Below are 20,105 nucleotides of genomic sequence, written 5' to 3'. Positions count from 1 at the left end.
TCAGTCACCCCCTCCGCCGGCCGCGAGCGGGCGCATGACGTCGAGCACCTCGCGCATTCCCTCCTCGTCGTTCGGCTCGACCATCGTCGCCTCGCGCTCGGCCGGGGCCTTCGGGATCGGGTCGACGGAGGAGACGATCGTCGGCGACCCGTCGAGGCCGATGTAGTCCGGGTCGAGGTTCAGGTTGACGTGATCCCAGACGGTGAGGTGGTCTTCGAACGCCTCGGCGCGCCGCTTCGTCCGCGCCCGGAGGTCCTTCAGTTCGAGCCTGTGCGACGCCGTCCGATAGGTCGGGTCGAACTCGGGATCGGCGACGACGAACGCCGGCAGCGACGTCTCGACCGTCTCGATCTCCTCGATGTCGCCCTCGACGAGGCGCTTCGCCCGGAGGGTGCGCTCCTCGGGGTCGATGTCGAGGGCGATCACGTGGGTGACGATCGGCATGTCGAGACACCAGCACGTCTGCGGGCCGGTGTGGCCGGTCTCCCCGTCGGCCGTCTTGAACCCCGCGAAGACGACGTCGGGCTCGCCGAGTCGCTCGATGGCCGTCGCGAGCGTGATCGAGGTCGCCCACGTGTCCGACGCCGCGAGTTCGCGATCGGAAACGAGATACAGGTCGTCGGCGTACGACGATTCCATCGCCTCCCTGAGCACGTCCTTGTACCCCGGGGGTCCCATACTCATCACGCTCACTCGGCCGCCGTGTCGAACCCGGGTCTGGAGGGCGGCGTCGAGCGCGTGCGAGTCGTTCGGGTTCATCACCGTCGGCGTCTTCCCCCGCTCCAGGTGGCCCTCCTCGTCGAAGGAGACCTGCCCCTCGCGGAAGTCGGGGACGCCTTTCGTCAGAACGACAGTGTGTAGTGATACCATCGAACTAAGAGAGGGTCGCGCGCGTCCTTAATTGTTTTTCATAAACCGACTCGAAGCGGGTCAAAAGCGGGCGGCTGACGGGCGAACGCGGGCCGCGAGGGATGCCCGGTGAGCGCGGAGACGAACGACGCGCGGACGCGAGGGGGATGGCGGTGCGCGGGCGCGGAGCGGAGATCGGTCCCTTCGATCGAGTCAGATCCGGCCGGCTCGACCCGGATCGACGTCGATGGCGTCGACGGGGCAGACGTCGACGCAGAGCATGCAGTCGATGCACTGCGCCTCGTGGGTCGGTTCCGCCTTCAGTTCGCTCTCGGGGTGGTCGGGAGAGTCCACCCACGTGAACACGTCGACCGGGCAGTCCTCGAGGCACGCCCCGTCCGCGATGCAGATGTCGAAGTCCACCGCGACGTGCGTGCCGTGGATCCCCAGCTGTTCCGGCGGGTCGACCGGCCCCCACACGTCGACGCCGTTCTCCTCGCCCGCTTTCTCGCGGTTCTGTTCGAAATTCGGATCGATGGGCATCGTTATCTATACACAATGATCGTGGCTATTTAAATCTAGTACGCCGCGGCGGTCGACGGCGTTCGATCTCGACGCGCGCCGACCGGTATATGCCCCCCTGGCGCGAACCACCGGCATGAACGAGGCGTTGGCGCTCCTCGCGTTCGTGCTCCTGTTCGTCGGCGTGATCGGGAGCGTGGTGCCGCTCGTGCCCGGCGCGCTGTCCTCCCTCGCCGGCGTCTACCTCTACTGGCACGCGACGAGCTACGCGGAGCCCGGACCCGTCGTCCTCGCGGCCCTGACGCTCGTCGGCCTCGTCGGCTTCGTCGTCGACTACTTCTCCGGACCCATCGCCGCCCGCGCCGGCGGCGCGTCGACGCTCACGACGGCCGTCGCGGCGGCCGTGGGCGTCCTCCTCGTCTTCGTCGTCGGCCCCGTCGGGCTGGTGCTCGGCGTCGCGGGCACGGTCTTCGCGCTGGAGTTCTCCCGGAACCGGGACGCGAACGCGAGCCTCCGAGCCGCGCTGTTCGCGTCGGTCGGCGTGCTGGCGTCGACGGTCGTGCAGGTGCTCCTGACCGCGTCGATGCTCCTCGCGATGGTGCTCGTCGTCGCGCTGTGAGCGCGCCGGTTCCGCGCCGACGGCGGCACGGTCGTGACGTGCGTGCCGGCGTGGCTGCCGACCGTCACCGCGTCTCCGTCTCCGGGACCACCCCGACGGCGCGGACGGGCGCGCCGTCCGCGTCGAGCGCGAGGGGGTACGCGCGGAGTTCGAACCGCTCGGGGAGGGGATCGAGCCCCGTCAGGTTCTCGACGACGAGTCGGTCGGCGCCTAACAGCGCGTGATGGGCCGGGAATCCGGACGGCTCGTCGTCCGCCGCGTTCGCGCTCGGCGTCGGATCGACGCTGAGCGCGTCGACGCCGACGTGGCAGCCGCGCTCGGCGCACCGCTCGGCGGTTCGGGCGGCGAGGTACGGGTGGTCGAGGTAGCGGTCGGTCCCCCAGTGGACGTCCCAGCCGGTTCGGAACACGAGCGCGTCGGCGTCGGTCGACCCCGGGAGACGATCGGGTTCGATCGGCGACCGCGGAGCCAGCCCCCGAACGTCGACGACGCGGGCCGAAAGGCAGAACACGTCGAGCGGGAAGTCCCCGAGCGTCCGGCCGTCGGCCTCGGTGTGGCTCGGCGCGTCGACGTGCGTGCCGGCGTGGCTGCCGAGTTCGAGCGCGGTCACCCGGTGGCCGTTCGCCGCGAACGTCGCGTGCGGCCGCGCCCGAACCGCCGGGTCGCCGGGGTACGTCTGCATCCCCGCCTCCAGTTCGTGCGAGAGGTCGTAGGCGGTCATCGGTTCGTGCTCATCCCCGAAGGTCGGCCTCGACCGCGGCCTGCGCGGCCGCGATCGGTTCGAACTCGGCGCGTTCGACAGGGCGGTCGAGCGTCTCCCAGTCCGCGAGGAGCGACCGCTCGTGGAGGAGGGCCAGCGCGATCTCCGCGACGCCGCCGTAGGTGAGCGAGGCGAACTCCCACCCCGGGCTCCCGTACGGGAACGGTCCCGACTCCCGCGGCCGGCGGATGTCGAGGACGCCCCCGAGCGCCGTCGTCGTCTCGACTGAGAGGTCGCGCGCCTCCGCGAAGCGCGTGATCGGGAACTCGCGGTTGTCGACGATCACCACCCCGGTTTCGCCGGCGAGGACCGCCTCGACGTCCGTCCGACCCGCCTCGATGAGGAGGCTGACGGTGTCCACCGTCGACCGCTCGCCGCTTATCGCGTCGATGTACCGGACGACCTCGTCCGTCGCGGGGCGGTACTCGACCAGTCCCGCCGTCTCCATCCGCGCGCCGACCCCGTGCGAGAGCAGGACGCCGTCGAGCGTGATGCTCGACGGGAACCGGAGGCGGACTCGCTCGTCCTCGTCGCCCCCGCCACCTCCCTCGCTCGTGCTCTTTCCCTCGACCGTCGTCGCCACGGAAACCGGTCCGAGCGGCGAGTCGGCGAGTTCTCGCAGGGCCTCGAACGCCGCGTCGATCGACGACGCCGGGACGACGCCGCTGCCGGCGACGACCTCCCCGGCGTCCTCGGCGGGATCGTACGTCACCTGGCTCGTGAGCGTCGCGATGCGCTCTCTGACCCGTTCGAGGCGGCCGGTCACGTCCCCGCGTTCGAGCTCGCCGCGGCCGGCGTCGGTGAGCGCCCGACCCCGCCCGGGCACTTTCGTCGTGAGCCCCCGTTCGTCGAGTTCCGACAGCATGAGGCGGATGGTCCGACCCTTGATGGAGTAGCCGCGCTGCTGCATCAGTTCGACGAGGCGGATGCTCCCGATGGGCCCGCTCGTCCGGATCAGCCGGAGGAGGTCGTACGTGCGTCGGTCCAGGTCGGGGGCCATTCGTCGGGCCTTCGAGGGGACGGTCGAAAACGTTGCCGTTCTCGGCCCCCGCACCCAACGCCGTCGACCGCGAACGACGGTCGCGTCGCCGACGACCGCGCGACGCCGAACCGCCCCCGTGCGGTTCAGAGTCACCCTCGCGCGACGCGGGTCACTCGTGCGCGAAGTAGACGACGGACCCGTCCTCGTCGTGGGCGTCCACCCGGGCGAACCCGACGCGCTCGAACTGGACGACGTCGTCGATCTCGGCGTCGGCGAAGTCGGGCTCGGCGCGGCCCGTCACGTCGCCGTCGGGGGTCCGCATCGTCACCGGGATCGCCCCCTCGGCGGGCACCCAGTGGATCACGTCGACGCCCCCCTCGCGCACGGCGTCGATGTCGTCGCCGGTGTACTCGAAGGCGTCCCGAGTGTGCCTGACGCAGCCGTACCCCTTCAGCCAGACGCGCTTCCCGTTCGGCGGCAGGTCCTCGGCCTCGACGCGAACCGCACCCGGTGCGGGGATGCGGCGGCGGCCGCGCTCCTCGTGGTCGGGGTGCAGCGGGGGTTCGCCCGCGTCGGGTCCGCCGACGACCGGCAGCTCCACCCCGTCGCGGACGAGAAAGTACCGGTTCGCGTCGTCGTCGACGCGGTCGCGGTTGTTCGCGTAGACGCTGCTCATCGCGAGATCGACGTCGCTGGTCGAGAGGCCGAGGTCGACCATCGACTCGGTGACCGCAGGCCCGCGGATGCCCCGACGGCGGACGCTCGCGAGCGTCGGCGCGCGCGGGTCGTCCCAGCCGTCGAGTTCGCCCTCCTCGATCAGTCGCGCGATGGTGGAGGTGCTCAGCTTCACGTCATACTCGTCGACCTGGATCTTCCCCCAGTGGAGCACCTCCGGGTACTCCCAGCCGAAGTAGTCGTAGACGAACCGCTGGCGCTTCGCGCTGTCCTGCAAGTCGATGCCGCGGATGATGTGGCTGATCCCCGTCAGGTGGTCGTCGATCCCCGACTGGAAGTCGAGCATCGGCCAGCACCGGTACTCTTCTGCCTCCTCGCGCGGGTGCGGCGTGTCGATGATCCGGAAGGCGACCCAGTCGCGCAGCGCGGGGTTCTTGTGTTCGATGTCCGTCTTCACGCGGAGCACCATCTCGCCCGCCGCGTACTCGCCGTCGACCATCGCCTCGAACTCCCGGAGCGTCGTCTCCGCGTCCTTCTCGCGGTGCGGACAGGGTTCGCCCGCGTTCTTCAGTTCGGAGAACGCCTCGGCCGAACAGGAGCAGGTGTACGCGCCGCCCATCCCGATCAGCTCCCGGGCGTGGTCGTAGTAGGTTTCGAGGCGGTCGCTCGCGCGGATCACCTCGTCCGGCTCGAAGCCGAGGTACTCGATATCGTCGAGGATCGCGCCGTAGGCGTCAAGGTCCGGCCGCTTCGTCTCCGGATCGGTGTCGTCGAACCGACAGAGCATCCACCCGTCGTACAGCTCCTTGTACGTCCCGATGACCGCCGGCATCCGGCCGTGTCCGAGGTGCCACGGCCCGTTGGGGTTCGGCGCGGCGCGCATCCTGATCTCGTCGTACGCCTCGGCGTTCGGGAGGTCCGGAAGCGCCCGCTCGTCCCCTTCTTCCTCCTCCGCTTCGAGCTCCTCGAGGAGACCGGGGGCGAGGTCCGCGAGGCGGTCGCGGCGCTCCTCGTGGCTCAGGTCGTTCACCTCGCTCACGACGCCCCCGACGACGCCCGGGACCTCCCCGCCGTGCGGCCGGAAGTCGGGGTTCTCGCCCATCAACGGTCCCATCACCGCGCCCACGTCCGCGTCGCTCTCGTACTTGACCGCGTTGAACAGGGCGTGTTTCTCCGCCTCCGTCCGAACCCGGTCGCGCAACTCCTGATCCATTACCGATCAGTTCCGGGCGACGCGTAAAAACTGGCGTGGATTGCCCGGCGCGAGATGGGTCGGACGCGGGCGACGCGACGCCGGTGCGCGGCGGCGGTGGCGGATCAGTTGTCGCCGCCGTCGCCTCCGCCGCCCTCCGCGACGGTGCAGGGGTCGATCGGCTCGGTTTCGGCGTCGGTCGTCACCAGCAGGTCGAACGCGCGATCCTCCGGGGCGTCCTCGGGCGCGTTTTCGGGCGAGAGGTAGCCCACGGCGAAGGCGGTGTACTCGACGCCCGGTTCGAACGCGGCGTCGAACGTGGCGACGACGTCGCCGTCGTTGTTCTCGGTGTCTCCCCGTACCTCGAGCGTGTACCCGCCGGCCGGGACGACGACGTAGTCGGTCTCGTCGCCGAAGCTGACGCCGTCGAAGAGCGTCAGGTCCTCGCCCTGGACGGTCACGTCGACCGCCGGCGCGTCGGGCGACGCGTGGACGAGGCGGACGAGCGCCACGTCGTCGTCGACGAGCACGAGCGGTGCGATGCTGTCGTCGGAGAGCTGGCCGACGGCGGCGATCGTGTAGAACTTCGATTCGAGGGTGACCTCCTCTTCGAACGCGACGGTGTCCGGGTCCCCCGCCGCGGTGACCCTGACCGTGTAGGCCCCCGGCCTCGCCGGGATGTAGTCGCTCACGTCGCCGAAGGCGACGTCCGAGAGGACCTTCTCGTCGTCGACGAACACGTCGACGTTCGGCGCGTCGGGCGACGCGTGGACGGCCCGGAACGCGGCGCAGCCGTCGCCGCCGTTTCCGCCTCCGCCGTTCCCGTCTCCGTGTTTTTCGGCGCCCACGACTCCGGCTCCGCCGACGAGCGAGAGGGCGCTCGCGGTTCCGACGGCTTTGAGGACGGTGCGTCTCGACTGGTTCATGTTCGGGCTCACGATCGGTTCGTAGGATCGGCCAAAAAAGAAGCAGGCAGATCGTTACGGCGCGTATCGAGCGCCTTACAGTCGGACTACGAACCGTTTACCCGGAGTAGGGACGGCCGTGACCCCCGCCCGACGACGAAAACATGCATTTGAATTGATAGCTGTGGTGGAGATCACGAGGACGTGACGGTCGCCGGCGAACGACGGTCGGGAATCGCAGAGCGGCGATCGGTGATCGGAAACGACGCGTCGCCGCGACGGCGATCCGCGGTGGCGTCGATCCGACCGCGTCCTACTGGAAGGTGCGGCTGACGTCCGCCTTGTCGCTCCCCACTTCGCTCTTCCGGAAGCGGTCTTCGATCTCGTCGTACCGCTGCCGCGTCTCCTCGGTCACGCTCGGACCGACCTGATCGAGCGCCTGCTCGAAGTGGTCCATCGTGATGCGGACGTTGCCGACGCTCTCCGCGATCTCCTCGCGCGCTACGCTCCCGATGAACTCCCGGCTGGCCGCGAGCGCGGCCTCCCGGGCGAGCGCTTCGAGGTCCGCCCCGACGTAGCCCTCGGTGCGGCGGGCGAGCCGGTCGAGATCGACGTCGTCCGCGAGCGGCTTGTCCCGGGTGTGGACGTCGAGGATCTTCCGGCGGGCCTCCTCGTCGGGGACGGGGACGTGGACGTGGCGGTCCAGCCGTCCGGGGCGCAGGAGCGCGGCGTCGATGAGGTCGGGCCGGTTGGTGGTCGCGACGACGACGACGTCCTCCAGCGCCTCCAGCCCGTCGAGTTCCGTCAGGAGCTGCGAGACGACGCGCTCGCCCACGCCCGAGTCGCTGCTGGTTCGGCCGCGTTCGGTCGCGATGGCGTCGATCTCGTCGAAGAAGACGACGGTCGGCGCGTTCTCGCGCGCCTTGCTGAAGATCTCGCGGACGCCCTTCTCGGACTCGCCGACGTACTTGTTGAGCAGCTCGGGCCCCTTGATGGAGATGAAGTTGCTCGTCGACTCGTTCGCGACCGCCTTCGCCAACAGCGTCTTCCCGGTGCCCGGCGGGCCGTACAGCAGCACGCCCTTTGCCGAGTCCATGTCCATCGCCTGGAACACCTCGGGGTACTCCAGCGGCCACTGGATGGTCTCGCGGAGCCGTTCCTTCGTGTCTTCGAGACCGCCGACGTCCTCCCAGGTGACGTCCGGCACCTCGACGAACACCTCGCGGAGCGCGGATGGTTCGATCCCCTTCAGCGCCTCGCGGAAGTCGCCCTCGGTGACGACGAGCGAGTCGAGCACGTCGGCGTCGATCTCGTCGGCTTCGAGGTCGAGCTGGGGGCGGATGCGGCGCAGCGCGTTCATCGCGCCCTCCTTCGCCAGCGATTCGAGGTCGGCCCCGACGAACCCGTGGGTGTTCTCCGCGTACACGTCGAGGTCGACGCCGTCCGCGAGCGGCATGTTCCGCGTGTGGACCTGCAGGATCTCCTTGCGGCCGTCGCGGTCCGGCACGCCGATCTCGATCTCGCGGTCGAACCGCCCGCCGCGTCGCAGCGCCTGGTCGATGGCGTCGATGCGGTTCGTCGCGCCGATGACGACGACCTGCCCGCGCTCTTCGAGGCCGTCCATCAGCGAGAGCAGCTGCGCGACGACCCGCCGCTCGACGTCGCCGCCCGCCTCCGACCGCTTGGGGGCGATCGAGTCGAGCTCGTCCATGAAGATGATGGCGGGCGCGTTGTCGGTCGCCTCCTCGAAGATGTCGCGGAGCTGCTCTTCGCTCTCGCCGTAGTACTTCGACATGATCTCCGGCCCGGAGATCGTGTGGAACGAGGCGTCGATCTCGTTGGCGACGGCCTTCGCGATGAGCGTCTTGCCGGTCCCGGGCGGCCCGTGCAGGAGGACGCCCTTCGGCGGCTCGATGCCGAGCCGCTTGAACAGTTCCGGGTGGCGCATCGGCAGCTCGATCATCTCGCGGACCTGCTCCAGCTCCCGGTCGAGGCCGCCGATGTCCTCGTAGGTGACCTCCGGTCCCTCGACGTCTCCGGCCGCGCCGCCGCCGCGGATCTGCTCCGCGGGCTTTTCGCTGATCGTGATCTCCGTCGAGTCGTTGATCACGACGGTGCCGCTCGGGCGGGTGCTCGCGATCTTCAGCGGCACGGACTGGCTCTGGTTGGCCATGAAGCCGAACCCGAAGGGGATCTGGATCGACTGCCCCTTGGTGACGGGCTGTCCGGAGAGCTTATCGCGGATGTGCGGGCCGATGTTGCCGCTGATCCGCAGGTTCTGCGGGAGCGCGATGGAGACCTCCTCGGCCCGCTTCACGTCGGCCTTCGCCACTTCGGCCTTGTCGTCGATGCCGACGTTCGCCTGCTGTCGGAGGCGGCCGTCGATCCGGATGACCCCCGTGCCGTCGTCCTCCGGGTACCCCGGCCAGACGCGCGCGATGGCGGTGCCGTCTCGGCCCTCGATGCGGATGAAGTCGCCGCCGGTCAGCCCGATCTCGTCCGCGGCGGCGCGGTCGATCGCGGCGAGCCCGCGGCCCGCGTCTTTCTGTTTTAACGGTTTGACGGTGAGTTTCATTTCGCTCCCCTGAGAGTGAGTACGCCGTTTTTCATAAACGCTTCCGCGTCCGGTCCGGGGAGTTCGAACTCCGTCTCGGCGACGCGGTCGCCCGCCTCGACGACGACGATCGCCGTGTCGCCGACGACGTCCACGTCGACGGACTCCTCGGAGACGCCGAGGTCGGCCGCGACGATCCACGCGTCGCCGTAGTCGTACCGGCGGAGAAAACGCTCGTCTCGACCGGCGAATTGCTGTTGACTCATGATTATCCTAACCGCAAGTTAGTCGTACTAGTATTTAAACCTTTCTTAGGTTAATCGGGAGACGGTAGTGTGGTCCCCGAAGTGTGGTGGAAAAGCGGTCCCGCCCGATTATCCGCGGCGGCCCACGCATCCGGCACCCGGCGCGCGCGACGCGTGGCTTCATATTCCACACGGAACAACGCTACGTATGGACGAAGTTATCCACCACGGTCGGACCACGGCGTACCGCCGGCTGTCGCTGGGCGGGGAGTCGACCGACGCGGGGGCGGGCGACGGGGAAGCCGACCCGATCCTGTGCGTCCACGGCAGCGGTGGCTCCCACGCCGTCTGGAAGTCGCAGTACCGGCTCGCGGACGAGCGTCCCGTCGTGGCGCTCGACCTCAGCGGCCACGGCGAGAGCGAGGACGTCGACGCCGACGCCGGGTACGAGTGCCTCTCGGCGTACGTCGACGACGTGGTCGCGGTCGGCGAGGAGACCGACGCGCGGGTGCTCGTCGGAAACTCCCTCGGCGGCGCGGTCGCGATGACGATCGCGCTGGACCGCGAACTCCCGCTCGACGCCCTCGTCCTGACGGGCACGGGCGCGAAGCTCACCGTCCTCGACGACTTGCTCGCGTGGCTCTCCGAGGACTTCGATCGCGCCGTCTCCTTTCTCCACGGTCCGGACGGGCTGTTCCACGAGTCCGACGAGCGCACCCTCGAACTCTCGAAGGAGGCGATGTACGAGGCGGGCCGGGCCGTCACGGAGCGCGACTTCCTCACCTGCCACGAGTTCGACGTTCGCGACCGCCTCGCGGACGTCGACGTGCCGACCCTCGCGGTCGTCGGCGAGCACGACCGACTCACGCCGCCGTGGTACCATGAATTCCTCGCGGAGGAGATTCCCGACTGCGAGCTGGCGGTGATCGAGGACGCGGCGCACCTCGCCATGCTCGAACGGCCGGCGGCGTTCAACGAGGCGGCGTCGGCGTTCCTCGACGGAATTCAATAGAGTTCGTCGAGCTCCTCCTCGACGTGGCCGTGTTCCGCCGCCGGAAACTCGCCCCCGGCGACCGCGTCGCGGTAGGCCTCGACCGCGCGTCGCATCTCCGATCGCACGTCGCCGAACCGCGTCGCGAACGGCGGGACGCGGTCGCTCAGGCCGAGCACGTCCGTGATGACGAGCACCTGCCCGTCGCAGTCTGGACCGGCTCCGATGCCGATCGTCGGCACGTCGAGCGCCGCCGTCACCTGCGCGGCGAGGTTCGCCGGGACGTGTTCGAGGACGAGCGCGAACGCGCCCGCCTCCTCGTGGGCGCGCGCGAGGTCGAGGATCTCCCGCGCGTCGTCGCGGGTCGTCCCCTGCCGGGCGTAGCCGGTCCGCTTCACCCGCTGGGGCGTGAGTCCGAGGTGCGCCATGACGGGGATGCCGAGGTCGACGAGCCGCTCCGTGAGTTCGACCGTGTGGGAACCGCACTCGAGCTTGACCGCGTCGGCGTCGGCCTCCTTGAGCATCGTGCCGGCGTTGCGAACGCTCTCCGACTCGCTCACCCCGAAGGAGAGAAACGGCATGTCCGCGACGACGAGCGCCTCCTCGGTCGCCCGCGCGACCGCCGCCGTCCGGCTCCGTACTTCCTCCAGCGTGACCGGCAGCGTCGAGTCGTGGCCCAGCGCCGCGTTGCCCATGCTGTCGCCGACGAGGATCACGTCGACGCCGGCCTCGTCGATCACGGCCGCCGTCGGCGCGTCGTACGCGGTCAACATCGTGATCGGCTCCGTCCCCGCCATCGCCCGTAGGTCGCGCGTGGTCGGCATGCCCGGCCGTTGGGCGCGGGTCGAATAAATACGTGCGGTCAGAGACGAGTCTGCCGGTTTACACGCCGGGACGGCCGAACGACGGGCGCTCCACCCGTCGGAGCGCCGACCGCCGAGCGAACGTTTTCGTCACGCACATGTCCGTCTACTTTTAGGTAAGCCTAAAGATCGAACGTTTTAATAGCGATTAGGCAAGCCTAAAACTCCACATGCAGCGTCGAAGAACGAAATCGTCGAACGGGTCGTCGGAGGCCGACCGGACGGCCGGGAACGGGTACGAGGACGCCACGAACGGGCGACTGCTCGGACAGCAGGCGGCGCGCGAGTCGAACGCGCGCACCTACCCGCGGAGCCTGCCCTTCGCGATCGACCGCGCGCGCGGCGTCGAGATCGAGGACGCGGACGGGAACGTCTACTACGACTGTCTCGCTGGGGCCGGGACGCTCGCGCTCGGGCACAACCACCCGGCGGTCACGGCCGAGATGGAGCGGCTCCTCGCGGCTGACCGCCCGTTGCACACGCTCGACATCACGACGCCGGAGAAGGAGGCGTTCGTCGACGCGCTGTTCGACAGCCTGCCCGCCGAGTTCGCCGACTCGGCGAAGGTGCAGTTTTGCAGCCCCGCCGGGACGGACGCGGTCGAGGCGGCGCTGAAGCTCGCCAAGACGGCGACGGGCAACCGCAGCGTGCTCGCCTTCCAGGGCGGCTACCACGGGATGACGAACGGCGCGCTGAGCCTCATGGGGGACACCGAAGCGAAGGAGCCGATCCCCGGGCTCATGCCCGACGTCCACCACCTGCCGTACCCCTACGACTACCGACCGCCGTTCGGCATCGACGGCGAGGCGGGCCACCGCGCGGCCAGCCGGTACGTCGAGCGACTCCTCGACGACCCCGAAAGCGGCGTCGTCGACCCCGCTGCGATGGTGGTCGAACTCGTCCAGGGCGAGGGCGGCGCGATCCCCGCGCCGGACGAGTGGACGCGGGAGATCCGCCGCATCACCCGCGAGCGCGACGTGCCGCTCGTCGTCGACGAGATCCAGACCGGCCTCGGTCGGACGGGCGAACTGTACGCATTCGAGCACGCCGGGATCGTGCCGGACGCGGTGACGCTCTCGAAGGCGATCGGCGGCGGACTGCCGCTCTCTGTCGTCGTCTACCGCGAGGAACTCGACGAGTGGGAGCCGGGCGCGCACGCCGGCACCTTTCGCGGCAACCAGCTCGCGATGGCCGCCGGGCGGGCCACCATCGAGTACGTCGTCGAGAACGACCTCGACGAGCACGCCGCGGCGATGGGCGAGCGACTGCGCGGTCGCCTCGAACGGACCGCCGAATCGTTCGACGCCGTCGGCGACGTGCGCGGTCGCGGGCTGATGCTCGGCGTCGAGTTCGTCGATCCCGACGCCGAACCCGACGCGGTCGACGCGCAGCCCGCCGACGGCGACCTCGCGGACGCGGTGCAGTCGGCGTGTTTCGACCGCGGACTCGTGATCGAGACGGGTGGGAGACACGGCGCGACCGCCCGGTTCCTCCCGCCGCTCGTCGTCACCGCGGAGCAGGTCGACGAGATCGCGGACATCTTCGACGAGGCGGTCGAAGCGGCGGTTTCGGAGGTGGACGCGTGAACGGCCTCGAATCCGACGGTCGGCTCGGCGGCGAACCGCGCCGGCCGGCCCGCGACCGCTTCCTCTGGAGTGCGGCCGGGTCGCGGGCGTACGAGGAGGCGATGGACCGCGCCTGCGACGCGATCCGTCGGACGACCGTCCGATCCGACCGGCCGTACGCCGGCGGCTCCTACGACGACCTCTCCGGGGAGCTCTCGGAGGTCGACGCGATCCCGGACCGCGGCGTCGGACTCGACGCGACGATCGAGTGGGTCGCGGACAACGTCCTCTCGAACTCCGCGCTGGTCTCCGACCCCCGGTGCGTCGCGCACCTGCAGTGTCCGCCGCTCGTCTCGGGACTGGTCGCGGAGGCGATGCTCTCCGCCGCGAACCAGTCGCTCGACTCGTGGGATCAAAGTCCCGCGGCGACCGTCGTCGAGGAGTCGCTCGTCTCCGAGCTGTGCGACCTGTTCGGCTACGGCGTCGGCGCCGACGGCGTGTTCACGAGCGGCGGCACCCAGTCGAACCTCATGGGACTCCTCCTCGCCCGCGACCGCCACGTCCACGAGACGTGGGGACGGTGGGTGCAGGACGAGGGGCTTCCGCCGGAGGCCGACTCCCTCCGGGTGCTCTGTTCGTCGGTCGGCCACTTCACCGCGAAGCAGGCAGCGGCGCAGCTCGGCCTCGGGGAGGACGCCGTCGTGTCGGTTCCGACGGACGACGAGTTTCGGATGGACCCCGCGGCGCTCGACGAGACCGTCGCCCGCCTCCGGGACGACGGCTCGCGCCCGTTCGCGCTCGTCGGCACCGCGGGAACGACCGACTTCGGGAGCGTCGATCCGCTCTCCGAACTGGCCGACAGGGCGGACGCGCACGACCTGTGGTTCCACGTCGACGCGGCCTACGGCGGCGCGCTCGCGCTGAGCGACGAGCACCGCGGCGTGCTCGCCGGGATCGATCGGGCGGACTCGATCGCCGTCGACTTCCACAAGCTGTTCTACCAGCCGATCAGCTGCGGCGCGTTCCTGCTCCGCGACGGGTCGAACTACCGGTACGTGGCCCGCAACGCGGCGTATCTCAACCCCGAATCCGACGAGGAGGCCGGCGTGTCGAACCTCGTCTCGAAGTCGCTGCAGACGACCCGCCGGTTCGACGCGCTCAAGCCGTTCGTGACGTTCCGAGCGCTCGGGCGGAAGGGGGTCGCCGAACTGGTCGAGTACACGCTCGATCTCGCCGACGACGCGGCCGACCTGATCGACCGCGACCCGGCGTTCGAGCTGGTGAACGAGCCGACGCTGAACGCGGTCGTCTTCCGGTACGAACCGTTTCGGAGCCACCCCGACCTCGCGGACGACGAGTGGGCGGATCGGCTCAACCGCGAGATCCGCGACCGCCTCCTCGAACGGGGGGTGGCGATCGTCGCCCGGACGGAGGTGGCGAGGACGAGTCGGCAGATCGCCGACGAGATCGTCACGGACGTCTGCCTCAAGTTCACCCTCTTGAACCCGCAGACGACGATCGACGACGTGGCGGACGTTCTCACGAGCGTGAAGCGGTACGGAGCCGCCGTCGAATCGGAGGTGGCGGGATGAACGGCGACGGCACGGTCGGCGCGGGCTGCGAGACGCCCGCCGAGCACGCCGCGTCGGCGACGATCCACGCGTTCCTCAACTGCTACCTCCGGGAGACGGGCGATTACGAGGTCGTCAGGACGTCGCGGACGCCGATCGACGCGGGGACCGACCGGACAGCCGTCTGCGAACTCGACGAGCAGCGGCTCGAACTGTTCGTCCCCCTCCGGTACGAGTCGCCGACCGGCCGACACCTGTTCGAGCTCCCGGTGCGCTACCGATCCGGAGACGGCGAACCGGTGCCGGCGGACGCCGCGACCCTCGCCGCGCTCCTCGGCAAGGAACTCTCGCTGGCCGCGGGCGGCGAGGGGGACCTCTCGGAGCTCCTGCGCCGCGTGCTCGTGAGCGAGCGGAACGTCGAGCGCTTCGTCGAGGGGCGGGCGGACGACGCGGAGCGGCTCTACGGCTTCGAGACGGACTTCCGCGACGCGGAGCAGTCGCTCGTCTACGGCCACCTCCTCCACCCGACGCCCAAGAGCCGCGAGGGCATCGCCGACCACGAGGCGGGGACGTACGCGCCCGAACTCCGGGGCTCGTTCCCCCTGTACTACTTCCGGGCGGATCCGAGCGTCCTCGACGGCGGATCGGCGCGCGAGGAATCGGCCGTCGAGTGGGTGAAGTCGGAGCTCCGGGCCGACGACGAGGTCCCGGCGTCGTTCGTCGACGCGAACGTCGAGGGCGACGACGCGCTCGTCCCGATCCACCCGTGGCAGGCGGACTACCTGCTGGATCAGCCGCACGTGCGGGCGGCGATCGACGACGGCGTCCTCGAACCGCTCGGGCGGGTCGGCCGCGAGTACTTCCCCACGACGTCCGTCCGGACGGCGTACAGCCCCGAGTCGTCGTTCATGCACAAGGGGTCGCTGGCGGTGCAGATCACCAACTCGGAGCGGACGAACAAGCTCCCCGAGCTGGACCGCGGGGTCGCCGTCGCAGAACTGCTGGAAACGGAGCTCGGCGAGGAACTCCGCGACCGGTTCCCCGGCTTCGACGTCGTCCGCGACCCGGCGTACCTGACCCTCGACCTCGGCGCGTACCAGTCGGCCGACGAGGGTCCGGAGTCGGGCTTCGAGGTCGTCCTCCGCGAGAACCCGTTCCGCGGCCTCGACGCCGCGAACGCGACCCCCGTCGTCGGGCTGTGTCAGGACGGGATCGACGGCCCGTCGCGGCTCGCGCGGATCGTCGAGACGCTCGCGGAGCGCGAGGGGCGGTCGACGGCGGCGGTGAGCCGCGACTGGTTCCGGCGGTATCTCGACCGCTCCCTGCGGCCGATCCTCTGGCTCTACCTGACGTGGGGCGTCGGCGTCGAGGCCCACCAGCAAAACAGCGTCCTCCGGCTCGACGGGGGGTACCCGGCCGAGTTCTTCTACCGCGACAATCAGGGGTACTACTTCTGCGAGTCGACCTACGACGAGGTCGACGCGCTGCTTCCGGGCGTCGGCGAGCGGGCCGACACGATCTGCCCGGACGCCGTCGCCGACGAGCGCATCCGCTACTACGTCGTGTTGAACAACGTCTTCGGCGTCGTCAACGCGTTCGGCGTCGCCGACCTCGTCGACGAGCGCGACCTGCTCGCCGTCCTGCGGGAGGAGCTCCGATCGCTGCGGGAGTTCGACCGCGACGGGTCGGAACTGGTCGAGAGTCTGCTGTCGGAGCGGCGGCTCCCGTGCAAGGCGAACCTGCGGACGCGCGTTCGCGACATGGACGAACTCGTCGGTTCGCTCGAAGAGCAGTCCGTCTACACGGAGATCCCGAACCCCATCGTGACCGAACTGGAGGTGACCCAATCGTGACCGAACCCGCGCTCGACCCGGCCGCGATCGTGACCGCGCCGTACGACTACCAGCGACACGACCCGGAGATCGACCGGACGATCTCCTTCAGGCCGGCGACGATGGGGGCGGACCTCGGGCGGCTCCACCGCTGGCTGAACGAGGAGCACGTCCTGCCGTACTGGCGGCTGGATCATCCGCTTCCGGTCTTCCGGAAGCGGTTAGCCGAGAAACTCGCGGACGACCACCTGACGCCCTACGTCGGCTGTCTGGATCACGTCCCGATGAGCTACTGGGAGCGGTACTGGGCGGCCGACGACCCGCTCGCCGACCACTACGACGCCCGCCCGGCCGATCAGGGGGTCCACCTGCTCGTCGGTGCGCCGGAGTACCTGGGGCGAGGGTACGCGACGCCGCTGCTCCGGTCGATGACGGAGTTCGCGCTCCGACACCCGGAGACGGACCGCGTCGTCGCGGAGCCCGACGCGCGAAACGAGAGGGCGATCCGCGTGTTCGAGGCGTGCGGGTACGAGCCCGTCCGGGAGTTCGAGTTCCCGGCGGAGGAGAAGACGGCGCTGCTCGTGGTCTGCGAGCGCGAGCGGTTCGAGTCGGAGGTGCTCGGGCGGTGAGCGCGCCGAACGACGGCGCGGCTGCCGGAGACGCCGGCGGCGTCGCCGCCGTCGACGACCGCGTGTACGACGTGCTCGGCGTCGGCCTCGGCCCGTTCAACCTCGGCCTCGCTGCCCTCGCCGACCCGGTCGACGACCTCGACGCCGCGTTCCTCGAACGGAAGCCCGAGTTCGCCTGGCACGAGGGGATGCTCGTCGAGGGCGCGACGCTCGAAGTGCCCTTCCTCGCGGACCTCGTGACGCTCGCGGACCCCTCGAACCCGCACAGCTACCTCAACTACCTCCGGGAGACGGGCCGCATCTACGAGTTCTACTTCTACGAGCGGTTCCAGATTCCGCGACGCGAGTACAACGAGTACTGCAAGTGGGTCGCCGACCGGCTCCCAACCTGCCGGTTCGGTCGACGCGTGACCGACGTGCGCGGCGGCGCGGACGGTCCGTTCGAGGTCAGGGCGGAGGATCCGGAGACGGGCGAGACGCACGCGTACCTCGCCCGCGATCTCGTCGTCGGCGTCGGGAGTCGACCGTACGTCCCCGAGGCGTTCGCCGACCTCCCGGACGCGGACGTGTTCCACACCGCATCGTACACGCGCCGGCGCGACCGCGCGCTCGACGCCGACGGGATCGCCGTCGTCGGCTCCGGGCAGAGCGCCGCGGAGGTGTTCCAGGACCTCCTCGAACGGCAGCCCGACCGCGGCTACCGCCTCGACTGGATCACCCGGTCTGACGGCTTCTTCCCGATGGAGTACTCGAAGCTCGGACTGCAGCACTTCACGCCCGAGTACTCGCGGTACTTCTACGACCTGCCGCAGCCGGTGTGCGACGACCTGCTGCCGGAGCAGGACCTCCTCTACAAGGGGATCGACCCCGACACGAGCGACGAGATCTACGAGGCGCTGTACGAGCGCTCGATCGGCGACGCCGACCCGGACGTCGGGATGATCGCGATGACGGAGGTCGAGGGGATCGAGCCGACGGCCGACGGACGGTACCGCCTGCGCTGCGAGCAGTGGCAGGAGGGGACGCGGTTCGCCCACGAGAGCGACGTGGTGATCCTCGGCACGGGCTACCACCGCCCGACGCCGGCGTTCCTCTCGTCGCTCGAGCCGAACATCCGCCGCGACGAGCGCGGTCGGTTCCGCGTGAAGGAGGGGTACGGTCTCGAAACCGACGGACTCGACGGCCGACTCTTCGTCCAGAACGCGGAGGTGCACACCCACGGGGTCGGCGCGCCCGACCTCGGGCTCGGCGCCTACCGCAACGCGGTCATCCTCGATCAGTTGGTCGACGACTCGCCGTATCCAGTCGACCGCGACACCGTCTTTCAGGACTTCAGCGCGGAGCGGTTCGTCGAGAAGTCGCCCGCGAGCAAACTCGCGCGGACCGAACCGCCGGAGACGCCGTCGACATCCGACGACTAGCACAAAATGACAGAAACACGAACCACGACCATGATGGACGAGACGCTTCGGAGCGCACTGGACGACGAGAACTGGACCGCGGCCGAGCGCGAGCTGCTGGAGAAGATGCTCGCGGAGTTCATGTACGAGGACCTGCTCGACGCCGAACCCGTCGGGGAGGCCGACGGCGGCACCCGGTACGAACTCGACCTCGGCGACGTCGAGTACCGCTTCGTCGCCGAGGAGCGGCTGATGGACAGCTACCTGATCGACGAGGGCTCCGTCGAGACGCGGGCCCCGGACCGGCACGGAACCGGTGGCGACGGGATCGGGGTCAGAGACGGCGAGTGCGGGTGGACCGCCGCGACCGACCCGGTCCGATTCCTGCTCGACGCGCGCGAGCACGTCGGCACCGACGAACTGACCGCCGGCCACCTGATCCGCGAGTACCGGAATACGCTGCTCGCGGACGCGCACGTCCGGTCGCGGCAGAGCGAGGAGGACCGCGACCTCGCCTCGATGGGTTACGCGGAGCTGGAAGGCGAGATGACCGGCCACCCGTGGATCACGTACAACAAGGGTCGCATCGGATTCGGCTACGAAGACTACGCCTCCTACGCCCCCGAGATGAAAGAACCCGTCCGCCTCCGCTGGCTCGCGGTTCGGACGGATCGATCGACGTTCGTCACCGTCGAGGGGCTCTCCTCCGAGGATCTGCTCCGCGGCGAACTCGGTGGGCGCTACGACGCGTTCCGGGACGACCTCGCCGATCGCGGGCTCGACCCCGACGACTACCACCTGCTCCCCGTCCACGAGTGGCAGTGGGAAAACACCGTGATACAGCTCTACAGCAAGGAGATCGCGTCGGACGCGATCGTCCCGCTCGGCGCAGGCGAGGACCGGTACCTCCCGGCGCAGTCGGTCCGGACGTTCCTGAACGTCGACGAGCTGACGAGGCACAACGTCAAGCTCCCGCTCCGGATCCTGAACACCCTCGTCTGGCGGGGACTTCCCGGCGAGCGCACCGAGGCCGCGCCGCTCGTGACGGAGTACGTGACGGACGTTCGGGACGACGATCCGTTCCTCCGCGACGAGTGCGAGCTCGTCCTTCCGGGGGAGATCGCCGGCCTGAACTACGACCACCCCGAGTTCGACCGGCTGGAGGGAAACCCGTACCAGTACGACGAACTCCTCGGGTGCGTCTGGCGCGAGAGCGTCGAGGGCCTGATTCGCGAGGACGAGCGGGCGATCACGCTGTCGGCGCTGATGCACGCCGGTGCGGATGGAGATCCAGTGATCGCTCGGCTCGTCGAGCGCTCGCCGCTCGATCTCGAAGCGTGGTTGGACGAGCTGTTCGCGACGATGCTCCCGCCGCTGCTCCACTACCTCTACCGCTACGGGACGGTGTTCTCACCGCACGGCGAGAACACGATCGTGATCCTCGACGAGGAGGACGTCCCGACGCGGATCGGCGTGAAGGACTTCGTCGACGACGTGAACGTGAGCGACCAGCCGCTTCCCGAACTCGAACGGCTTCCCGACGACCTCCGCGCGGTGCTCCGAAGCGAGCCGCCGGAGGGGCTCTGTCAGTTCATCTTCACCGGCCTCTTCGTCTGCGTCTACCGGTACGTCTCGAACGTCCTCACGGAATACCGCGACTACCCCGAGGAGAAGTTCTGGTCACAGGTTCGCGAGGCGGTGCTCGACTACCAGGAGCGATTTCCGGAGCTGGAGGAGCGCTTCGAGCTGTTCGACCTGCTCCGGCCGGAGTTCACGAAGCTCTGTCTGAACCGCAACCGGATGGTCGACTACGGTTACGGCGACGCCGAGGGACGCCCGCACGCGTCCGAACACGGCACCGTCCGCAACGCGCTGGACGAGGTGGCGGCCGACGACGCGTCGCGAACGACGAATCCGGCGACGTCTGACGACTGACGAACGACCGACCGCC

Annotated in this window: 17 protein-coding genes; 8 read left to right on the top strand and 9 right to left on the bottom strand. The window is 69.6% G+C overall.

Annotated elements, in window-relative coordinates; translation table 11 throughout:
• A complete protein-coding gene (locus C3L37_RS20555; RefSeq protein WP_129116420.1) occupies positions 1–870 on the bottom strand; it encodes an electron transfer flavoprotein subunit beta/FixA family protein in 870 nt (289 codons plus the stop codon).
• 192 nt (positions 871–1,062) lie between these two features.
• Complete coding sequence (locus C3L37_RS20550; protein WP_129116419.1) at positions 1,063–1,392, bottom strand: 4Fe-4S dicluster domain-containing protein; 330 nt, start codon at positions 1,390–1,392, stop codon at positions 1,063–1,065.
• 115 nt (positions 1,393–1,507) lie between these two features.
• Between C3L37_RS20550 and C3L37_RS20545 the strand changes: the two genes are divergently transcribed.
• On the top strand, positions 1,508–1,990 hold the full coding sequence (locus C3L37_RS20545; protein WP_129116418.1) for a DUF456 domain-containing protein: 483 nt from the start codon (positions 1,508–1,510) through the stop codon (positions 1,988–1,990).
• A 64-nt stretch (positions 1,991–2,054) separates the two neighbouring features.
• Here the strand turns inward: C3L37_RS20545 and C3L37_RS20540 are convergent, their stop codons facing one another.
• The 6 genes from C3L37_RS20540 to C3L37_RS20515 form a co-directional block, all read right to left on the bottom strand.
• Positions 2,055–2,711, bottom strand: coding sequence for a cyclase family protein (locus C3L37_RS20540; protein WP_129116417.1), 657 nt, complete (start codon positions 2,709–2,711; stop codon positions 2,055–2,057).
• Positions 2,712–2,721: 10 nt separating this feature from the next.
• A complete protein-coding gene (locus C3L37_RS20535; protein WP_129116416.1) occupies positions 2,722–3,750 on the bottom strand; it encodes an NrpR regulatory domain-containing protein in 1,029 nt (342 codons plus the stop codon).
• A gap of 151 nt (positions 3,751–3,901) precedes the next feature.
• Positions 3,902–5,620, bottom strand: coding sequence for a glutamate--tRNA ligase (locus tag C3L37_RS20530; RefSeq protein ID WP_129116415.1), 1,719 nt, complete (start codon positions 5,618–5,620; stop codon positions 3,902–3,904).
• Between the two features lie 104 nt (positions 5,621–5,724).
• Positions 5,725–6,537 carry a DUF4397 domain-containing protein gene (locus C3L37_RS20525; RefSeq protein WP_228546405.1) on the bottom strand — a complete coding sequence of 271 codons (813 nt, stop codon included), beginning with the start codon at positions 6,535–6,537 and terminating at the stop codon, positions 5,725–5,727.
• A 280-nt stretch (positions 6,538–6,817) separates the two neighbouring features.
• The gene (locus tag C3L37_RS20520; RefSeq protein ID WP_129116414.1) at positions 6,818–9,079 is read right to left on the bottom strand and encodes a CDC48 family AAA ATPase; all 2,262 of its coding nucleotides are present in this window, start codon (positions 9,077–9,079) and stop codon (positions 6,818–6,820) included.
• Positions 9,076–9,324 (bottom strand): Hsp20/alpha crystallin family protein, encoded by a 249-nt coding sequence (locus C3L37_RS20515; RefSeq protein WP_129116413.1) that lies wholly within the window; start codon positions 9,322–9,324, stop codon positions 9,076–9,078. The genes C3L37_RS20520 and C3L37_RS20515 overlap by 4 nt, the downstream gene beginning before the upstream one ends.
• 187 nt (positions 9,325–9,511) lie before the next feature.
• Between C3L37_RS20515 and C3L37_RS20510 the strand changes: the two genes are divergently transcribed.
• Complete coding sequence (locus C3L37_RS20510; RefSeq protein ID WP_129116412.1) at positions 9,512–10,315, top strand: alpha/beta fold hydrolase; 804 nt, start codon at positions 9,512–9,514, stop codon at positions 10,313–10,315.
• Here C3L37_RS20510 and panB read toward each other — a convergent pair.
• Positions 10,309–11,118 (bottom strand): 3-methyl-2-oxobutanoate hydroxymethyltransferase, encoded by an 810-nt coding sequence (panB, locus tag C3L37_RS20505; RefSeq protein ID WP_129116411.1) that lies wholly within the window; start codon positions 11,116–11,118, stop codon positions 10,309–10,311. The two genes, C3L37_RS20510 and panB, sit on opposite strands and share 7 nt — an antisense overlap.
• Before the next feature lie 209 nt (positions 11,119–11,327).
• Here panB and C3L37_RS20500 point away from each other — a divergent pair, with 209 nt between their 5' ends.
• Genes C3L37_RS20500 through C3L37_RS20475 form a run of 6 tightly spaced genes read left to right on the top strand, consistent with a single transcriptional unit; the run spans position 11,328 to position 20,089 of the window.
• On the top strand, positions 11,328–12,743 hold the full coding sequence (locus C3L37_RS20500; RefSeq protein WP_129116410.1) for a diaminobutyrate--2-oxoglutarate transaminase: 1,416 nt from the start codon (positions 11,328–11,330) through the stop codon (positions 12,741–12,743).
• The gene (locus C3L37_RS20495; RefSeq protein ID WP_394345821.1) at positions 12,740–14,314 is read left to right on the top strand and encodes a pyridoxal phosphate-dependent decarboxylase family protein; all 1,575 of its coding nucleotides are present in this window, start codon (positions 12,740–12,742) and stop codon (positions 14,312–14,314) included. Before C3L37_RS20500 ends, C3L37_RS20495 begins: the two co-directional genes overlap by 4 nt.
• A complete protein-coding gene (locus C3L37_RS20490) occupies positions 14,311–16,146 on the top strand; it encodes an IucA/IucC family protein (RefSeq protein ID WP_129116409.1) in 1,836 nt (611 codons plus the stop codon). Before C3L37_RS20495 ends, C3L37_RS20490 begins: the two co-directional genes overlap by 4 nt.
• Entirely contained in the window at positions 16,143–16,754 is a 612-nt protein-coding gene (locus tag C3L37_RS20485; RefSeq protein ID WP_394345820.1) for a GNAT family N-acetyltransferase, read from the top strand. Before C3L37_RS20490 ends, C3L37_RS20485 begins: the two co-directional genes overlap by 4 nt.
• Positions 16,751–18,175 carry a lysine N(6)-hydroxylase/L-ornithine N(5)-oxygenase family protein gene (locus C3L37_RS20480; protein WP_394345819.1) on the top strand — a complete coding sequence of 475 codons (1,425 nt, stop codon included), beginning with the start codon at positions 16,751–16,753 and terminating at the stop codon, positions 18,173–18,175. Before C3L37_RS20485 ends, C3L37_RS20480 begins: the two co-directional genes overlap by 4 nt.
• Positions 18,176–18,181: 6 nt before the next feature.
• Complete coding sequence (locus C3L37_RS20475) at positions 18,182–20,089, top strand: IucA/IucC family protein (RefSeq protein WP_129116408.1); 1,908 nt, start codon at positions 18,182–18,184, stop codon at positions 20,087–20,089.
• Positions 20,090–20,105: the final 16 nt, after the last annotated feature.

This window comes from Halegenticoccus tardaugens (genome assembly GCF_004116405.1).
Classification (GTDB): domain Archaea; phylum Halobacteriota; class Halobacteria; order Halobacteriales; family Haloferacaceae; genus Halegenticoccus; species Halegenticoccus tardaugens.
The sequence above is the reverse complement of the archived record's forward strand: the minus strand, read 5'-3'. Positions and strand labels throughout refer to the sequence as shown.

Bases quoted from the DNA above. Each gene is read 5' to 3' on its own strand.
- C3L37_RS20555 (WP_129116420.1), bottom strand. From the start codon at position 870: ATGGTATCACTACACACTGTCGTTCTGACGAAAGGCGTCCCCGACTTC.
- C3L37_RS20490 (WP_129116409.1), top strand. From the start codon at position 14,311: ATGAACGGCGACGGCACGGTCGGCGCGGGCTGCGAGACGCCCGCCGAG.
- panB (WP_129116411.1), bottom strand. From the start codon at position 11,118: ATGCCGACCACGCGCGACCTACGGGCGATGGCGGGGACGGAGCCGATC.
- C3L37_RS20550 (WP_129116419.1), bottom strand. From the start codon at position 1,392: ATGCCCATCGATCCGAATTTCGAACAGAACCGCGAGAAAGCGGGCGAG.
- C3L37_RS20520 (WP_129116414.1), bottom strand. From the start codon at position 9,079: ATGAAACTCACCGTCAAACCGTTAAAACAGAAAGACGCGGGCCGCGGG.
- C3L37_RS20540 (WP_129116417.1), bottom strand. From the start codon at position 2,711: ATGACCGCCTACGACCTCTCGCACGAACTGGAGGCGGGGATGCAGACG.
- C3L37_RS20535 (WP_129116416.1), bottom strand. From the start codon at position 3,750: ATGGCCCCCGACCTGGACCGACGCACGTACGACCTCCTCCGGCTGATC.
- C3L37_RS20545 (WP_129116418.1), top strand. From the start codon at position 1,508: ATGAACGAGGCGTTGGCGCTCCTCGCGTTCGTGCTCCTGTTCGTCGGC.
- C3L37_RS20515 (WP_129116413.1), bottom strand. From the start codon at position 9,324: ATGAGTCAACAGCAATTCGCCGGTCGAGACGAGCGTTTTCTCCGCCGG.
- C3L37_RS20530 (WP_129116415.1), bottom strand. From the start codon at position 5,620: ATGGATCAGGAGTTGCGCGACCGGGTTCGGACGGAGGCGGAGAAACAC.
- C3L37_RS20500 (WP_129116410.1), top strand. From the start codon at position 11,328: ATGCAGCGTCGAAGAACGAAATCGTCGAACGGGTCGTCGGAGGCCGAC.
- C3L37_RS20510 (WP_129116412.1), top strand. From the start codon at position 9,512: ATGGACGAAGTTATCCACCACGGTCGGACCACGGCGTACCGCCGGCTG.
- C3L37_RS20475 (WP_129116408.1), top strand. From the start codon at position 18,182: ATGACAGAAACACGAACCACGACCATGATGGACGAGACGCTTCGGAGC.